At 46.2% G+C, this 17,316-nt stretch carries 15 protein-coding genes and 1 tRNA gene; 4 read left to right on the forward strand and 12 right to left on the reverse strand.

Annotated features, from left to right (window positions below):
- Window positions 1–147: 147 nt before the first annotated feature.
- The 5 genes from ACSHX2_RS14730 to ACSHX2_RS14750 form a co-directional block, all read right to left on the reverse strand.
- Entirely contained in the window at window positions 148–249 is a 102-nt protein-coding gene (locus tag ACSHX2_RS14730; protein ID WP_435693718.1) for a DUF1731 domain-containing protein, read from the reverse strand.
- A gap of 78 nt (window positions 250–327) precedes the next feature.
- Window positions 328–948, reverse strand: coding sequence for a MerC domain-containing protein (locus tag ACSHX2_RS14735; protein WP_435693719.1), 621 nt, complete (start codon window positions 946–948; stop codon window positions 328–330).
- Window positions 945–2,003, reverse strand: coding sequence for a GTP-binding protein (locus ACSHX2_RS14740; RefSeq protein WP_435693720.1), 1,059 nt, complete (start codon window positions 2,001–2,003; stop codon window positions 945–947). Before ACSHX2_RS14740 ends, ACSHX2_RS14735 begins: the two co-directional genes overlap by 4 nt.
- Window positions 1,987–2,577 (reverse strand): hypothetical protein, encoded by a 591-nt coding sequence (locus ACSHX2_RS14745; protein WP_435693721.1) that lies wholly within the window; start codon window positions 2,575–2,577, stop codon window positions 1,987–1,989. Before ACSHX2_RS14745 ends, ACSHX2_RS14740 begins: the two co-directional genes overlap by 17 nt.
- 201 nt (window positions 2,578–2,778) lie before the next feature.
- Window positions 2,779–2,851, reverse strand: a tRNA-Ile gene (locus tag ACSHX2_RS14750).
- Between the two features lie 306 nt (window positions 2,852–3,157).
- Here ACSHX2_RS14750 and ilvB point away from each other — a divergent pair.
- Both ilvB and ilvN read left to right on the forward strand, forming a co-directional pair.
- On the forward strand, window positions 3,158–4,897 hold the full coding sequence (gene ilvB, locus ACSHX2_RS14755; RefSeq protein WP_435693722.1) for a biosynthetic-type acetolactate synthase large subunit: 1,740 nt from the start codon (window positions 3,158–3,160) through the stop codon (window positions 4,895–4,897).
- Window positions 4,898–4,934: 37 nt separating this feature from the next.
- Window positions 4,935–5,477, forward strand: coding sequence for an acetolactate synthase small subunit (gene ilvN, locus ACSHX2_RS14760; protein ID WP_435693723.1), 543 nt, complete (start codon window positions 4,935–4,937; stop codon window positions 5,475–5,477).
- Window positions 5,478–5,561: 84 nt separating this feature from the next.
- Here ilvN and ACSHX2_RS14765 read toward each other — a convergent pair whose 3' ends face one another.
- Window positions 5,562–6,677: a Gfo/Idh/MocA family protein gene (locus ACSHX2_RS14765; RefSeq protein ID WP_435693724.1), complete on the reverse strand. Its 1,116-nt coding sequence runs from the start codon at window positions 6,675–6,677 to the stop codon at window positions 5,562–5,564.
- A 465-nt stretch (window positions 6,678–7,142) separates the two neighbouring features.
- On the opposite strand from ACSHX2_RS14765, the gene ACSHX2_RS14770 reads away from it, so the two are divergent.
- Window positions 7,143–9,050, forward strand: coding sequence for a RecQ family ATP-dependent DNA helicase (locus tag ACSHX2_RS14770; protein WP_435693725.1), 1,908 nt, complete (start codon window positions 7,143–7,145; stop codon window positions 9,048–9,050).
- Between the two features lie 11 nt (window positions 9,051–9,061).
- Here the strand turns inward: ACSHX2_RS14770 and ACSHX2_RS14775 are convergent, their stop codons facing one another.
- Both ACSHX2_RS14775 and ACSHX2_RS14780 read right to left on the reverse strand, forming a co-directional pair.
- Window positions 9,062–10,429 carry a hypothetical protein gene (locus ACSHX2_RS14775; protein WP_435693726.1) on the reverse strand — a complete coding sequence of 456 codons (1,368 nt, stop codon included), beginning with the start codon at window positions 10,427–10,429 and terminating at the stop codon, window positions 9,062–9,064.
- 21 nt (window positions 10,430–10,450) lie between these two features.
- The gene (locus ACSHX2_RS14780) at window positions 10,451–10,867 is read right to left on the reverse strand and encodes a hypothetical protein (protein WP_435693727.1); all 417 of its coding nucleotides are present in this window, start codon (window positions 10,865–10,867) and stop codon (window positions 10,451–10,453) included.
- Window positions 10,868–10,979: 112 nt separating this feature from the next.
- Here ACSHX2_RS14780 and mutS point away from each other — a divergent pair, with 112 nt between their 5' ends.
- The gene (gene mutS, locus ACSHX2_RS14785) at window positions 10,980–13,466 is read left to right on the forward strand and encodes a DNA mismatch repair protein MutS (protein ID WP_435693728.1); all 2,487 of its coding nucleotides are present in this window, start codon (window positions 10,980–10,982) and stop codon (window positions 13,464–13,466) included.
- Here mutS and ACSHX2_RS14790 read toward each other — a convergent pair.
- Genes ACSHX2_RS14790 through ACSHX2_RS14805 form a run of 4 tightly spaced genes read right to left on the reverse strand, consistent with a single transcriptional unit; the run spans window position 13,463 to window position 17,047 of the window.
- Window positions 13,463–14,467 carry a chorismate-binding protein gene (locus tag ACSHX2_RS14790; protein ID WP_435693729.1) on the reverse strand — a complete coding sequence of 335 codons (1,005 nt, stop codon included), beginning with the start codon at window positions 14,465–14,467 and terminating at the stop codon, window positions 13,463–13,465. The two genes, mutS and ACSHX2_RS14790, sit on opposite strands and share 4 nt — an antisense overlap.
- Window positions 14,468–14,473: 6 nt before the next feature.
- Window positions 14,474–15,490: a hypothetical protein gene (locus ACSHX2_RS14795; RefSeq protein ID WP_435693730.1), complete on the reverse strand. Its 1,017-nt coding sequence runs from the start codon at window positions 15,488–15,490 to the stop codon at window positions 14,474–14,476.
- 46 nt (window positions 15,491–15,536) lie between these two features.
- Window positions 15,537–16,370: a 4-(cytidine 5'-diphospho)-2-C-methyl-D-erythritol kinase gene (gene ispE / locus ACSHX2_RS14800; protein ID WP_435693731.1), complete on the reverse strand. Its 834-nt coding sequence runs from the start codon at window positions 16,368–16,370 to the stop codon at window positions 15,537–15,539.
- Between the two features lie 14 nt (window positions 16,371–16,384).
- The gene (locus ACSHX2_RS14805; protein ID WP_435693732.1) at window positions 16,385–17,047 is read right to left on the reverse strand and encodes a polyphenol oxidase family protein; all 663 of its coding nucleotides are present in this window, start codon (window positions 17,045–17,047) and stop codon (window positions 16,385–16,387) included.
- Window positions 17,048–17,316: the final 269 nt, after the last annotated feature.

A 17,316-nucleotide genomic window follows, 5' to 3' on the forward strand; every position in this document is an offset into this window, starting at 1 on the left:
TACATATTCCAGAGCTCCACGCAAGTCCTTTCGACACTTTTCTGTCACTTTCTTTTCACCACTTCTCGCAAGGCACTGAAAACACAATAAATAGCCCGTAAAATCTTTTCTACTCACCGCATCAAACTGTAGCGTTTCTGGTGAAACTCACCTAGAATTCAATGCCGATAGAGCCGATTTAAGGTCAGAATACCGCCATTTATAGCCAGAATCGCTCAATTTTTGTGATTTTACACGCTGACTTGCCAATAATGCACTTCTTATTACCGGAGCAGCTAGTCACTCAGCCATTTAAATAGAGCCTATACATCGATCCGCCCAAAAACTCTATGTGCATTCACAGCAAACACGGGTTCTACAAGCATGGCGACAACTACACAGATTACCTATGTGTGCAGCTATTAGAAAAAAGCCTCCAAGAGTCGTGATGACAGCCGCGGTCGGAATATTTAGAGACATTGCCCCATCCTCACTCATCTGAATACTCGGACAACATTCATCTATACACTCGGTTGATTCCTCTTCATCTGCTAACATTATCTCTGTAGCACAACTCTCACAATCAACATCGCTACATGCGCTAACACCTAAATTCACATCCGGCGCAGAAATCATAGAAGCTTCCCCATGAGGTCCACCGGCACTAAAAGCCGGCAACATCGCGCCACCTACTACAAATAGAACCCCTATTGAGGCCACTGACATAACCCATCGTTTACGATGTGTTCGATAGCCTTTGTAAATGGAGAAGGCTGCTAGAGGAACGATAAATAGCGCGACAATAGCATGCGATGCGGGGTGTGCCCATATCCGACCAAAAGTAGGCATCATTATTAGCAGCACTGGGGCTAGCCCACAATGGATGGCACAAAGGATAGAGGCCGCGACTCCAACGCGATCAGCGTCAGCCAGCTCAAACTTAGAAGAATAGTCTATTGGTTGATTCATTTTTTAGGAAAGTGACAATCTGGATGAAGGTGTTCGTGCGTGATCTGCAGAAGAACATCAGGTTGTAGATCAGGACCAATAAATAGACCCGAACAAGGAACTCTAGAAACTGAACGAACAAGATACGGCTTGGGCGACACCACCATTCCGACTCTCTCGTATAAATAACGCACATCAGGGTCACCCATTATTATAACCAAGGCTTTGACTCGAATCACTGATTCTGGAAGCAAAGCCATCCACGCCATGACTCGCTCATGTTCGACAGCTTCAGTAATAATAATAGAGCACCCTGTAAATTCATGCGCCAGATGATGTCGATCATGTAAATCTGGAGATATCGCCTTCTCAACGCTAAACTCCCCCTTACCTACACGTTGTGCAACAGCCCTTCCAGCTAGAATATATTGGCGACTTTGACGAATAGCCTCACTCAATGAATGCGCCAGCAGGAAGCCACTCGCTCGAGTAGCATGCGGATTCACTCTATTCACCCATCTCTCTAGGTCAGCCTCGTTTTGAGCATTCAGACATGCTGTATGTGACAAGTAATAATGGGTTGCTGTCTCTAACTGAAGTTTCTCTAATTCACGGAAACGCTTACGATGTCCAAAATAACGAGCATCAATCACACAAACCTGCCAGCGCGGGTGAAGCAGGAATTTCGATTCCAACAGCGTGAAACTCTCTAACAAAGGTAGCGGATCAGCCGTTCCGTTTAACTCAACAAGCAAGAGCTTATGTTCGCTTTCAGACGCCTTTAGCACCATATCATAAAGCTCATCCATCCCCTCACAGCAAACACAAGAACCAGTTAAAGCTGACACAGATGCTGCGTGATCGTTCAAAGCCTCCTTATCAATCCCCGCATTCTCTCTGTCATTCAAAATAACATCAGCCAAGTACCCCCGACTCGCTAGATCATCCAGAACCATTCTAAGTAAGGTCGTCTTTCCTGCTCCTAGAAAACCAGTAAGCATAAGCATCGGACGCGTCGCAACTACCGCCGGCATAGAGTCACCACCAGATTTCGATACACTATACACAGTATTCATTAGTAAAAAATTTAGGTCTTTTCAACTGACTAGGATTTTCGCGAAAGCACCGAAACCAAGACAGTGCTGCATCAGGTTCGATCCAGGCCTTTGCTTTCGGCACCTTTTGATAACTCCTATAGTTCTCCATTCTATACCCATCACCAAAACGCTTATTCACAGCCTCTTCGTGAGATATAAGCCAATCTAATAAGGGCTGTGACGCAGTGTAGAGCTCCTCTCTATTAGTAGGCTTATGAATCAATTCAGTCTGCCAACTCCCCGGTACGGGAGTCTCTACGCTTGATGACCAAACCACACAGCGTCGTTGTGGACGTAGAAATACAAAACCGCTCCCACCACCGTACCAACCTGCACACGAGCCATACAACTCGATATGACCGCCTTGCCACTCCAATCGATAACAGCTCGTACCCTTAAGACCCTTTGACTGACCACGCTCAAACCCTTGCTCCACTAGCAAGTTACCTTCTGGATGCAAAACATCCTGCCCCCAGAAATACATCTGCTGTTGAATCCCCTCCGCTAAATCCCTGAAAAAATAAGGTGCTAAAATTAATGCTCTCTCAGCCATAAAACGCAACATAGTTGCAAAATCAACTAACGCAACTAATTTGTGTTAACTGCGAGAGGTGATCAGTGTTATAACGGTGGTAAATAGCCTCAATTGAAAAAGGAAAGAGCAGTGGCTAGCTTTAGCGAAAACTCACTCGATCAAACACAACTGAACGCATTACAAAAAAGTCCTCTAACGCACGACGACAGATTAAAAAGGTAGGGGCGGTGGGACTTGAACCCACGACCAAGGGATTATGAGTCCCCTGCTCTAACCACTGAGCTACACCCCCAGAAAAATGATAAACCAAGAACAAGCAGCTCTTGAAATTCGGCGCCACTATACGGATCGGCTTTGACTTGGCAACCCTTCAATTTCGCAATTTTCACAACCCTTCTTAGAGCTCCCTTACTAACTCCGTAAATTCAAGATGGTTTTCATGTCAACCACAACGCAACACAACACAACATACCCCATAAATATCAACTTTCACCACCCACTTAACTATAAATCACAAAACTTAGGCGTTTTTTACTCATTTTTAATTTTACTATTATAAAATAAGTGTCACTTTCCACGAAACAACACCATTTTCACTATGGCTAAGCAACAACTAGACGGAGCTCAGGCTCTCATTAAAACACTCGACGACCTCGGGATTGAATACATCTTCGGGTATTCCGGCGGTGCCGCTATTCCAATTTTTGATGCTCTAGAGACCGTCAAATCTGATATTCAATTCGTTCTCGCACGTCATGAACAAGGCGCATGCCACATGGCTGACGGCTATGCTCGTGCTACTGGCAAGCCTGCTGTAGTTCTCGTAACTTCAGGTCCTGGCGCAGGAAATACTATCACAGGCCTGATGACTGCTCAGATGGACTCAGTGCCTATGATTATCATTTGTGGCCAGCAAGTCACATGGATGCTAGGTAAAGACGCTTTCCAAGAAGCTGACATTTTCGGCATTACTATTCCCGTAGTAAAACACAACTACTTGGTAAAAGAGACCAATGCACTCCCACGCATCGCACGGGAAGCATATCACATCGCCACGACAGGTCGCCCTGGAGCTGTTCTTATTGATATTCCAAAGGACATTAGCTCAGCACCATTCACAGGTAAGCTAAAGGATAAGAAAGCTGAAGAGTTCGACCTTCCAGGATACAACCCAGAAGTCGCGTTCGACATCTCGTCTGAAGCTATCAAAAAAGCTGCGAAGCTTATTAAGAAAGCCAAACGCCCACTTATCCTAGCAGGTCAAGGCTCTATGATCGCGCGCGCTCAAGATGAGCTTCTCAAGCTCGTTGAAACACTAGACTGTCCATTCACAACAACTCTCTTAGGTAAAGGAACACTTCCTGAGCGTCATCCGCTCGCACTCGGCATGCTGGGCATGCACGGCACGGCATATGCTAACAAGGCAGTTGTAGAATGTGACCTCCTCCTCAACATCGGATCGCGTTTTGATGATCGTATCATCGGCCAACCAGATAAATTCTGCGCAGACGCCAAGATCATCCACATCGACATCGATCCAGCTGAGATGAATAAGATGATCAGCCCAGATGTTGAAATCGTGGGCGACGCGAAAGCTGCACTCGTTGAACTACTCAAAGAAATCGAGCCTACTAAACACGAAGAGTGGAATACTCACCTCGATGGCTATAAGAAAAAGTACCCACTTGCTTACCGTAAGCAAGGCGGTCTCCGCATGCAGCAGGTGATCGATGAATTTGATAAGCAGACCAAGGGTGAAGCAATTGTTACCACGGACGTTGGCCAACACCAGATGTGGGCAGCTCAGTTCTATCGCAATGCCAAGACACACTCATGGCTCAGCTCTGGCGGAGCTGGCACTATGGGCTTTGGTTTCCCAGCAGCGATTGGAGCGGCATTCGCTTGTCCTGATCGCCAAGTGATCACCTTCTGTGGTGATGGCGGTTTCCAGATGACCCTCTTCGAACTCGCTACTGCAGCGATCCACAAGCTTCCGATCAAGATCGTAGTTCTCAACAACCACTACCTCGGTATGGTTCGCCAGTGGCAGGAGCTCTTCTTTGAAGACCGCCTCTCTGGCGTTGATCTCGAAGGTAACCCAGACTTCGTGAAACTCGCACAAGCTTACGGAATCAAGGCGGTTAACATCAAACGACCAGCCGATGTTGAACGTATAGTACAACAGGCTCTCGAGTACAACGACGGCCCGATCCTCATCAATGCGGAATGCGTCAAGACTGACAACGTTTTCCCTATGATCCCAGCAGGTGCAGCACTAGAAGATATGCTCACTGAGCCACCGAAGCACAAAATGGCCAAGCCAACTGGCTCCACCTAAGCCTCACCATCACTTTCAATCTTAACTATTTTAGAACATGTCTAAAACTATTGTTACTTCTGACACCCCTACAGAACCAAGCTCAGACCAAAGCAGTCACACACTTTCTGTGTTCGTGAATAACACCCCTGGTGTGCTTATGCGTATTACGCAGGTTTTCGCGCGCCGCGGCTTCAATATCGACTCACTCGTTGTCTCCGAAGGCCGTGACGATCGATTCTCTCGTATGACAATTGGTATCACAGGCCACTCCAATGGCCTTGAGCAAATCATCAAACAGGTCTCCAAGCTCATCGATGTCATCCACTGTATCAAACACGGTGCTGATGATTCAGTAGTCAAAGAGCTCATGCTTGTGAAAATGCTCGTCCGAGACACCGAGACTCGCACTGCAGCTCTTCAGGTGATTGACCATTTCAATGGCAAGACCGTTGATCTCACGCCTGAATCCATGATCGCTATGATCTCAGGAGATAGCTCCAAGCTTGATGCTGCTATCAAGATGTTCTCTGACTTCGAAATCATCGAGACCGTCCGCACAGGTAAAGTAGTGATGGCACGAGGTTCCTCCACAACCTAGCAACTGAAGCTCACAACAATTTTAAAGCCGCACTTCGTTATTCGGAGTGCGGTTTTTTTGTGTAGATCAACCTCTGAGATCACCTCATACCTTTCCCACTGCTTCAGCTTTGCCGCTCGCAGCTGACTTGAAAACGGCCTCCATCACCAAGTGGTCGCGTAGCCCCTCTACCCCGTCGACCTCCCATTCTTTCTCATCAAGTATAGCTTGTGAGAACAAATCCATCTGCACCTCAAAGTGGTCCGTCTTAGGGAAATCTAAGGGAATCTTCGGATTAGATGTCCAGCCGGCTTGCCCTCTCGTCCCGAAACATGGCTCCATTCCGAATCTTCCATTATCTGCAAACACCGTCATCCGGTTATATCCCCTCAGGTTAAAGGACGCGATCATATTGGCGGTCTTGCCAGAAGGAAACTGCATCGTCCATGTGATCGTTTCATCTACTTCCGCAAACTTGTCTAGATCAGTTTTTGTTTCGAGTGCACTGACCATTACCGGCTCTTCGCCGAAAATATAACGAGCCGCCTGAATCAAATAAACTCCAACATCTAACAACGCGCCACCACCTAAATCTTTCTTAAGCCTCCAGCCAGTATCATCAGGCATACGGAAACAGAACCCAGCATCTATGTGCCTCACCTCGCCAAAGACTTTTTCCCTCGCGAAACGAATCATTTCCATGTGATGCGGCTCAAACTGTAACCTATAGGCCACGCCCAATTTCACTCCAGCCTCTTCGCAAGCCGCAATCATTTCCCTGCATTCCTCTGGAGAGGTCGCCATCGGCTTTTCAACAAAAACGTGCTTTCCTGCCTTAGCAGCTCTTAGCGTAAATTCGCGGTGCATCGAGTTAGGCAAAACGATATAGACCACATCGATATCAGGGTTATCGAGAACCTTATCAAACTCATCGTAGTTATACACTCCACTATCTGGCACTCCGTATTTTCTCTGCCAAGCCTCTGCCTTCTCCGGAGTCCCTGTCACAAATCCGGTGAGTCGTGCATGCTTCGTTTTTAGCAGAGCTGGAGCAATATTCTTCTCACTAAGGCGACTTAAACCCACCAAAGCCCAGCCTAACTTTTTACCATCAGGTATCGCAACCTTTTCGACCTCCTGACCCCTAGCCATTGAAACGGCAAGTCCAGCCCCGATAGCAGTCTTTAAAAACGGACGTCGTGAAATTGGGTTATCATTCATTAAGAAACACTAAACGCCTGAAACGCACAGAGCACGTAAAATATTGATGACCACCTAACATCTACGACTAACAGAGACTTCCAAGTCAAATCCCAGCACACAGGCTACCGCTTTGCTCACTTCACAGCGCCCTCTCCACAACCTAACACCAACAACTAACGATATACACTGTAAGATCCATAGTATGATTTTTTCATGCTATGTCAGAAAACCTTCCCATCCTCGACTCGGCAAGGTCATCCGTTGTCAGCTTCCTATAAGTAAGCTCCCATGGATCTCTTCCGAAAAAGGTGGTTGCAGCCTTGCGCAAGAACTTCTTAATTCCTGAGTTGATCAGCGCATCGCTTCACCTACTCTTGCGACACCATGAAGTTAGCGAAGTTCTTTTTTGCCATAAATCTTACGATACTCACCACAGCTTCAAACTTTAAGCCCATCGCTTAATAGATTTAATTTTTAATCATCGTGAAGGACTCGCTAGATTGCGCACTCTCGACCCACTTCGGGCACACTCAGTTTCGTGCGCTGCAAAGAGAAATCATTGAGAGCGTTCTACTCGGCCAGCCCACTCTAGCTATCCTGCCGACTGGTGGAGGAAAATCACTCACTTACCAACTACCTGCTCTATTGTTAGACGGGTTGAGTATTGTCATCTCCCCGCTACTTTCACTGATACAAGATCAGACTCAAGAACTTGAACGAAAAGGTATTGCTGTTGCACGCTACGACTCCACACAGAGTTTCGAACAAAAACGCGACACCTTAAAGCGAATCGAGTCAGGAGCCGTCAATCTCTTCTATACTTCACCTGAGTCGCTGGCTTTACCAGAGCTACTCAAAACCCTTAAATCACAGGATATTGCTTTGGTTGCAATCGATGAAGCCCACTGTATTTCAGAATGGGGCCATAGTTTCCGGCCGTCTTACCTATTTCTCCCTAAAATTGTTAGGTCGCTAGAACCCCACGCCGTACTCGCATTAACCGCGACCGCAACAAAAAAAACAGCTTCAGACATAAGGAAACTCTTTCGCATAAAAACTGCACAACAGTTCCAAAACTCACATTTCAGAGAAAACCTACATTTTAAAATCTCTCCTGTAAATGCCGACAATAGAGACCAAGCTCTACTCGATAGCCTAGAAAATGAAGGACGACTTCCAGCGATAGTCTACGCCATGCGCCAAGAGGATTGTGAGCGCGTCGCGGCCTTATTGTCCACTAACGGATTCAACGTACGCTCCTACCATGCGGGCCTCACCAACAATGCGCGAGTCCGCATCCAAGATGCTTTTCTTCATGATGAAATCGACATAGTCGTGGCGACAATTGCCTTCGGAATGGGAGTTGATAAACCTAACATACGCACAGTTATTCATTACCACCTTCCAAAATCGCCGGAGGGCTGGATGCAAGAAAGCGGAAGAGCTGGGCGTGATGGGCTAAAAAGTATCTGTCAGCTCTTAGCATGCGGTGACGATCTCATCTCTCTTGAGAACTTCATCTACGCCAAAGAAGTAAAACCTATAGCTCTTGAGCGTTTTCTAAAGTCACTTTCAGCTCAAGGGAGTCGAGCTCAGATATCTCCCTATCAATCCCGGATTCAATACGATTTTTTAGTGAGCACCCTCGATGTTCTCATGGCAAAGTTAGCAGTCAGTGGGCACCTCAAGTTTACTGGTTCACAATGGCGGCATATCCGAGCATGGCCAGTGACTGGTAAACGCGTCGACCTCACAAGCTATCCAGCCAAAATGCGTAGCGCTCTAGAATGCATATTCTCCTTAGGCGACCGCTACGACACCTTCGAAGTTGAGACTGAGTTTGGCATAAAAGAAAAGAAGCTCTGGGAGACTCTTCATGATCTACGAGATTCTGATGACATCGTTTACAAACCCAGCGGTTGGCTTTGGAACTATAAAGTAGCAAAACCGATCGATGAGGCTGTGTTAAATGAACTTCTAGACGACCTCTCTTCTCAATTTGAAAATGGTATCAGCAAAGTGCGTGCTGTTGAAAAAATCGCGACGAGCAGAGCCTGCATCCCATCTCAGCTGGCAGCTTGGTTTGGAGAGAAACTCTCTACTCCCTGCGGAAATTGCTCCTCGTGTCTCAAAGGAAAACGCATGAGAAGCCTACCAGTTTCTAACAAGGAATCTATCACAGATGAAGAACTAGAGCGGATCCAATCGCTGCTTTCAAAGCCCAAGCAGCGATTACATAGTAAGCAACAACTCACACGCTTCCTCTGTGGCATCCCTTCTCCCTATATCCGTCATTACTTTCTCCATAAGAAGAATGAATTCGGCATGCTCTCACATCTACCATACCCCGATGTCCACGCTTATGCTACGGCTCTATTAGATGGCGCTTAGAGCTGGCTAAATTACTTGCGAAGTTTCTTAAACAAGTAATCTAGTGCACTTTTCTGCGCATAATCTTTGATCAACTGATCAATCGCTGGAATTTCAGTGAGCATCTCTATTTTTGGAAAAGACAGGCTACCACTAGTGCGAAGGCTGACTGTCAGTTTACCGTTTTGCAACCATCCCGACTTAATCTCCTCTGAGAGATTCCCTCGAACCTCTTTAGGCACTTTTTTAACCAAGCCATCAATATGCCTTACCAGCGAATCACTCGCTTTTTTGCTAGCGCTAAAATCGATAAAGAACTCATGAGTTTCGTCTCCAGACGCCAGCCATGAGGGCTGATTAAGCGCGAGCTCCCAATCGTGGATGAGAATGGATACATCCTCAGATAGATCAACTCGCCCACGTTGATAGCCTCCAGCCAGTTTACGACTTCTCCCAAAAGTTGCCCTATCCGGAAGAGTGCCTATTGACACGCCAAATTTAGAAAGCTTCGCCCCATACGCCCACACTTTCTGTAGATACGGAACCTGCGTGCTGATATGTGAGTTCTCTGAAATATTAAGGTCCAAATTAATAATTGGGTCAATATTTCCAGTAGTCGGATCAAAGAGCCTAGCTACAGCTGGGCCGGATAGACCGATCTCGCCATACTTAAGTTTTTTTAGAGGTGACTCGTAGACCTCAACTTTAGACGTAAACTGAACACTAGCTTCATTCACTTTTTCTAACGCTTGTGGATCCACTCTAATATTTTCTAACAAAACTCCACAATCTGACCCTTGTATAAACAATCCCGTTTTCTCGATCTCTAAATCGAAACTCACATTCCGAATATCTACCGATTCAAGATAAGTGACGAATTGCTCTTGTTTCTTAGCATTGAAGCCTTTCTCCCCAGCTATTACATCTTTCTTATCCTCCTCAGGTTTTGGATCTGGCTGCTCTTCATCAGTAGATTCTGGACTGGCAAATAATGGATCTAACGAGTTCGAACCATCCTCAAAAAGAGTCGCCTTGATATGCAAGCCATCAAGATCGAAGTGTTCAACATGTATTTTGCGGGAGAGTAACTCCCAGAGAGATAGCTCAAAACTTAACGCACTCAACGCTATATCACCCTCAGACAATTCTAACCGATCACTACCAGGCGTTCCTATTTCTACAACTTCATCGCGTTGAGTAATAATCACATCATTGAGTTTCACCTTCGCTGGAAACGAAAGCAAAGAGACATCCACAGAACCAATCTGAACCCGGCTATTAATCGACGCCTCAATCTCTTTGACTAGAAAATCTTTGGTTAGAAAAAATTTGGCCAACATCGAAACTGCAAACAACAGTACAATGATGGCCAGAGCTATACCTATCATCCACTTCTTCATGGATGTTAAGTTACTAAACAATTAGTCATCCGTATACTTTTTGTGACCTTCTTTTTTAGTCTCTTTAACTTGGTCATAAGCTTCTTCTATTTTTTTAGCGTCACCTTCGAGGTAGGCTAACTCAAGCGCACAAAGAGCCGAGTAGTTCAGTCCTAAAATACGGCGGGAATCAGCAAGCGCTTTTTCTTTCTCAACACCATCTGGCATCTCAGCCACCATGGTAGCAGTGTAACTCATTGATTTAAGAATTGCTTCGTGTGCAGTTCTTACAGCCTCAGCTGCTGCTGTATAATCGTCCTTTGGAATAGTACGTAGGGACTTGAGCGCCTTACTCGCAACACTCATTGATTTTTCCATTTCAGTATCTTCAGCACTCACAGAGCCAGTGGCAGTAAATGCAGCCAATGCGACAACAGTGATCATTTTATGAACAGTCATGATGCTACCATCTGAAGAAATTCTCTCCTGTCAAGGCATCTAAATTTGGAGGTGTGAATTTATCGACTTCTCTGTTGAAACCCAGCATGCACCTAGCCAGACTCCCTCTCACATGGCAGCTGGCAAAGAAAAGAAACTCACACCTATGATGGCGCAATATATTGCTATGCGTAGGTCACTCCCAGAGGACGTCGTACTTTTCTTCCGACTCGGTGATTTTTACGAAATGTTTTTTGAGGATGCCCAGCGCGCAGCAGCCACTCTCAATGTAGCTCTAACAAAACGTCATGACGTCCCCATGTGTGGAGTCCCGCATCATGCAGCCCAGGGCTACATTGCAAAGCTAGTCAAAGCGGGAATCCGGGTTGCCATTGGTGAACAAACTTCCACTCCCATCCCTGGAAAACTCGTAGAACGTGAAATTTCTCAGATAATTTCCGCGGGAACAGTTGATGACATCAACCTATTAGACGACACAAAGCACAACTATTTAGCAGCTGTCTGCTTCGCCGATAAAAAGTTTGGACTCGCCTGTGCAGACCACACCACCGGTGAATTTACAGTCACTGAGTTCCCAGACAAAATGCAGCTAGAGGACGAGATTAAACGCCTCTCACCATCGGAAATAATTATACCTGATGACCAGCTCAACCAGCTTGGAAGTATTTCTCACTGCATGCCATACGATGGTTACGCATTTATCCCTGAACAAGCGCAGCACATGCTCAAGGAACAATTCAAGGTTCAGTCCTTCGATGGTTTTGGTTGTGCAGACATGACTGCAGCGACTTCTGCGGCTGGAGCTATTCTTCACTACCTCATTCACCAGCTTAGACGCTCGTGTGATCACCTCCTCAAACTTTCGGTACGAGACAATGCAGATTACGTGCTTATTGACTCAGCCTCACAAGGTAACTTGGATCTCGTAGAATCTCGTTCCGGTAAAAAGCACACACTCCTCCATGCCCTGGACCGAACAGCCACTCCCATGGGAGCTCGTAAACTACGTGACTGGATTCTCCATCCACTGCGAGAAATGGAGCCACTTCTTGCGCGCCAAGATTTAATCGCCTCCTTTCTCCAGCAACCATACCTGCTCAATCAGTGCAGAGATTCACTGAAGAAAATCAAAGATATCGAGCGAACTACTGGGCGGCTCTCTCAAGGGTCAGGTAATCCACGCGACCTCCAATCTCTTAGCCTCTCTCTGGCTCAAATTCCGACCCTAAAAGAAGACCTAGCAGCTGTTGCCTCCAGTACGCCTCTCGCAGCTCAACTCCTCCAAGACATTCAAACATTTGAGGATCTAGTCGAATTGTTAGAAACTGCTCTAGTCGACGAACCTCCAGCAAAACTCTCAGACGGAGGAATCATTCGCGATGGATATAACGAAGCCCTCGATGAAATCCGCTCAGCCTCGCGCGACGGAAAACAATGGATAGCCAAACTCCAGGAGTCTGAACGCAAACGCTCAGGCATCGATACTCTAAAGATTAAATTCAATAACGTCTTCGGCTACTTCATTGAGGTCACCAAAGCGAAGGCTGAGCTTGTACCAGAAGACTACCAGCGCAAGCAAACCATGGCCAACGCCGAGCGTTTCATTACTCCAGAGCTCAAGGTTGTTGAGAGTAAAGTTCTCGGTGCCGACGAACGCTCTAGGCAACTAGAAGCGGATGAGTTCACCAAGCTTCGTTCCCAAGTAGCGTCTCACCTAAATGAACTTCAACAAACAGCTGATGCTCTAGCCACACTCGACGTGCTTCTGGGTCTCGCTGAAACCGCGCAGCTCCATCAGCACACGCGCCCACTTCTCGATGATTCACGCATCCTGAGCATCGTTGAAGGCCGCCATCCCGTCCTTGAGCAGACCCTCGTCGATGAAAAGTTTGTACCTAACGACACTCTCATGAATGAGGACGATTCACGTCTACTCATACTAACAGGTCCTAACATGGCGGGTAAGTCGACCTACATCCGCCAAGTTGCCCTCATCACTCTTATGGCACAAATTGGAGCCTACGTTCCCGCTGAGTCAGCGCATATAGGTTTAGTCGATCGTATTTTTTGTCGAGTCGGGGCTTCGGACGACATTGCTAGAGGTCAATCCACCTTCATGGTGGAAATGAATGAAACCTCACTCATAATCAATAATGCCTCTGAGAAGTCTCTTGTGATACTTGATGAAATTGGTCGTGGCACCGCGACATTCGACGGGCTCTCCATTGCCTGGTCTGTAGCTGAGCACCTTCATGATGAATTAGAATCTCGCACACTTTTTGCTACGCACTACCATGAGCTAACAGACCTAGCTAATACACGTAAAGCTGTTGAAAACTACAATGTAGCAGTACGCGAATGGAACGATGAAATCATTTTCCTTCGCAAGATTCTCCCCGGCTCTGCAGATAAATCCTACGGCATCCAAGTTGCCAAACTAGCGGGTCTACCAGATACCATAGTCAATCGAGCTAAGGAAATTTTGTCTCACCTTGAGATGAACTCCTCAAAACCAGACGCAAAGAAAAAGCCTCGAGCAAAAAACACCAGAGCCACTATGCCTAACTCTGAAGCACCTCAGATGGATCTCTTTGGCTAAATTCCAAAACGAGCTTTCACCGCATTTCGTTTCAGCTCTAACTCTCTCCACTCGCTCGTAAGTCGCGATTCTTCAATCACACCACAGCCAGAAGGAACGAGAACTTCTTGGCCGTCCCAAAAGACACCTCTAATCGTGACAACTGCATGGAAAACCCCGTCATCATACACACCAAAAGGCGCCCCGAAACACTCCGGAGCTTCTAACTCGTTTCGCCATCGGTAGAGCATTTCTAAAGTTTCCTGCGTTCTCGGATGAGGGCCAAGTGCTGGTGTCGGATGCATTTTTTGAAGTAGAAAATCAATACTCTGATCCCCATACATAAAAATCTCGAGAGGTGTATGGAAATGAACAAGGTCTCCAAGATCCATGATGCTTCGGTCACTACGCTTCACCATACCGAGATCAGATAGGTTTTCTACAAGTGTCTGAGCAACATATTCATGCTCTCGAATTTCTTTTTCGTCGAAAGCAAAAACACTTCTCTCACTTGCTCTAGCTGTGCCAGCCAATGCCATAGTCTTGAATCGACCTTTTCGTAGTTGAAATAACAACTCTGGTGTTTGCCCACAAAAACCACTCTCGCCCTCGACCCAAGCATAAGAATAAAATGGGTCACTTTGATTGGAGAGCTGGGCTAGAATCCCACGTACTGAACCAGCTGTAATCTCCCCGCGTTCTGTGGTGACGGGGACAGATTTTTCTAAAGTACCGCTTCTAATAGTTTCACCTATCTCACTAAAAACCCTCGCGAAACCTTCTGCTGTTGGAGCTGTCCACTTCATTTCAGGTCTCTCGAAGCCATGGAAAACACTTGGCTTTATGCGATGAACCATCGCTGGGACCTTCCAAGGTTTAGCCGCCGATAGAGTGAAATTATTTTTATAGAATGCTACACCATCCCTCGGACAATGAGCATGCTCTGTAAAAGGGCCTTCTCCAACTAACAGCTCTCCATTAGCGGTACTAATAAGAGCGAAATCTCCACTAAGTAAATTCATCTCACTTTAGCCAAAGGCTTTCATGAACCCAACCTCAAGAGCTAGAGGCTCACTCACATTCGTTTCTAATAAAGTTCCAAGATTTTCTAGAGCTTCCATCCTCTGTAAAAGAGATTCTAGACTCTCAGTACCAGCAACAGCTTGAGTTATCGTAGCATACTTTGCATAATCTAATTCGGTGACATCACATTTCTGACGCACTACATCCCCCAACCAAGTAATTAGAACATCCAAAAACTGGCCGCGCTCTAGCAAGTATTCACTCTCAGTAAGCGCCTTGTAATAATTTTCACGATTTTTCAGCCAGTCCCCTTCAGTCGTCTGCTTATAAGTAGCTATTTCCTCCTTCTGCGCAGCATCATTCGCTTTAGCAATTTCAGACTTGCGACGGTCTAGCACCTTTGAAAACGCCGCTTTCAGAGTCAATGCTCGACCGACTGAACCAAATCCTGCTTTGCCAACTTTACCAAGCACCTCTAACAATTCAGCTTCACCGTCATATTCCGCACGTTTAGCATTAGTAATAAGAGGAAGCTGAACACAGCGGGATAAAATGGTAGGTAGCAAGCGATCTGGGCTACTAGTAATTAACAAAAGCAAGCACCTATCAGGAGGTTCTTCTAGTGTTTTCAGAAAAGCATTCTCAGCCTCCACACCCATTCGGTCAGCTTCTAACACGACTCCTACTTTCCACTTATCTTTCTCACAAGATTGATACATAGATTTCTCTAGTTCACGCATCTGCTTCACAGAAATCCGACGAGACTTCATTTCAGGACGCACGACACGAACTAGGTCACCTTCCAGTTCATCAATCGTTTGTGGTTCAGGAGGAGGAGCATCACCAAATAAATCCAAGCCTGAAGTCGGATCATCCGCACCATTGATCAGCTCGATCATTTTAGATGCCAGACGTTCACCACCAGCTAAAGCCTCACCTGTAATCAAGAAGGCATGCCCTAATCTTTCACGCTCATAAGCGGACTTCACTAGTTCAAATGCTTTTTCTTCGGTGTAGGCCATAATCGTTCTCTATGCTCGTTAGAAGCTGTAAAATAACAACCGAAATCTAGCCAATTTTGACCACATGAGTCCATAGGGTTGGATCAAGTTGCTCTTTTGCCCGAGCCGCGAGCAGCTCGGCTAATTCTGGACTTTTAAGTATAGCGATCATTGTAGATCCAGAACCACTCATCATGCCTGCTTCAACCTCATCTTGAGCCAGTAACCACATCTTCATTTCTGCTAGAAATCGGTATTTTTGAAACACTGGGCGCTCCAGGTCATTGATCATCTCACCCCACTCTAGCTTCTGTGAACCATAATCAATACCTTCAATCTCAGTGGATTCGAGCCAGCTTTTATAAGCACTTGGAGTATCCACACCAAAACTAGGCTTTAGTAATAAAGCATCTAACTGAAATGGCCAATCGATTGGTTCAACAAGCTCACCTCTGCCTCGACAATCACAGGTGCTATCGTAAACAAAAAACGGCACATCACTTCCTATTTCAGCAGACCAGTCTGCAAGCACTTCAACGGGAATGTCTGTTTTTTCTAAACTATTCAAAGCGCGTAGTGCTGCAGCGGCATCACCACTTCCTCCACCAAGCCCGGCTCCATGTGGTACATTTTTTTCGAGCACGACTTGATACGCACAAAGCTTACCCGTCTCACGTTGGAAAACACGTACCGCCTTTGTGACCAAATTTGTTTCATCGAGTGGAACACCCGGCACATCACAAACTAAACGGTATTCATCTGCAGCGGTAAAAAGCAACCTATCAGCAAGACTGATCGGTGCCATCCGTGTCTCAATTCCATGAAAACCATCATCGCGTCTACCCAATATTTTTAAGTTCAGGTTCACCTTCGCACGCGCTATCTCAATATGTATATCCATCCTTCGGCCTCGTTTTAATCTTCAATCCCAAGGATAGCCAGCATTCTTCCAGTCGCTCCCTTCTCTACACGGTAAGAATAATAGCGCTCTAGATCTGAGCTAGTGCAAATACCGCAGTCAAAAAATTCACTGACACCTAATCTTTTAGCATCTTGTCTAATTTGTTCTGCGAAATCCACATCGTAAGCTGGTGGTCGAATACATGGCGCTAATACACCAATGACATCCCTCGGATCCGTATCATATGTCTCTGCCATCTTTTTGAGAGCAACCTCTAGTATTCCTAACTCCGTCCCCTTCTTTCCGGAATGAAGCAAAGCGATGGCACCTTTCTTTCTATCTAACAAATATATGACTCCACAATCAGCAACATAAATACCCAAGGCGACACCTCGAACATTCGTGATTAGACCATCCACACCTAAAGCTAATTCACCTGTCTTAGCCCCAACTACCGCAACCTCAGCTCCATGTACTTGCTCTGCACGCTGAAATCCCTCCCGCTTAAACCCTAAATTATCTACCGTCTGCTTATGAAAAGGTTCTAGGCGGGCGAGCGTGGCATCCCTATCCGTATCAACCTCAACTCCTGCGACACGTTCTACAAACGCACACTTATATCCATCTATAGAAAGTGGTTTCAGAAAGTCTTGCTCCATGCCTCTCTTGATAGCCATCTATCAGACAAAAACCAGTCTTTACAGCTATCCTATGGAGCCTTCGTTAACCTCCGCAAGTCACCAGACTTTGCTCTGAAGACCTGAGACTTTCCGACCTTCGACACGTCGCATTCCATTGGCCTCACACTAGCCAGACTTTTTCCTTCCCCTCTTTTTTCCTTTCTCCTCCTACAGCTTTGCTGTGGGAACTATCCGGGCACAAAAAAAGCCCGCTTCCAGCGTTAGCTAGAAGCGGGCATATAACCTGGCGACGACCTACTCTCACA

The sequence above is a fragment of the Rubritalea sp. genome, from assembly GCF_051252225.1.
In the GTDB taxonomy this organism is placed as follows: domain Bacteria; phylum Verrucomicrobiota; class Verrucomicrobiia; order Verrucomicrobiales; family Akkermansiaceae; genus Rubritalea.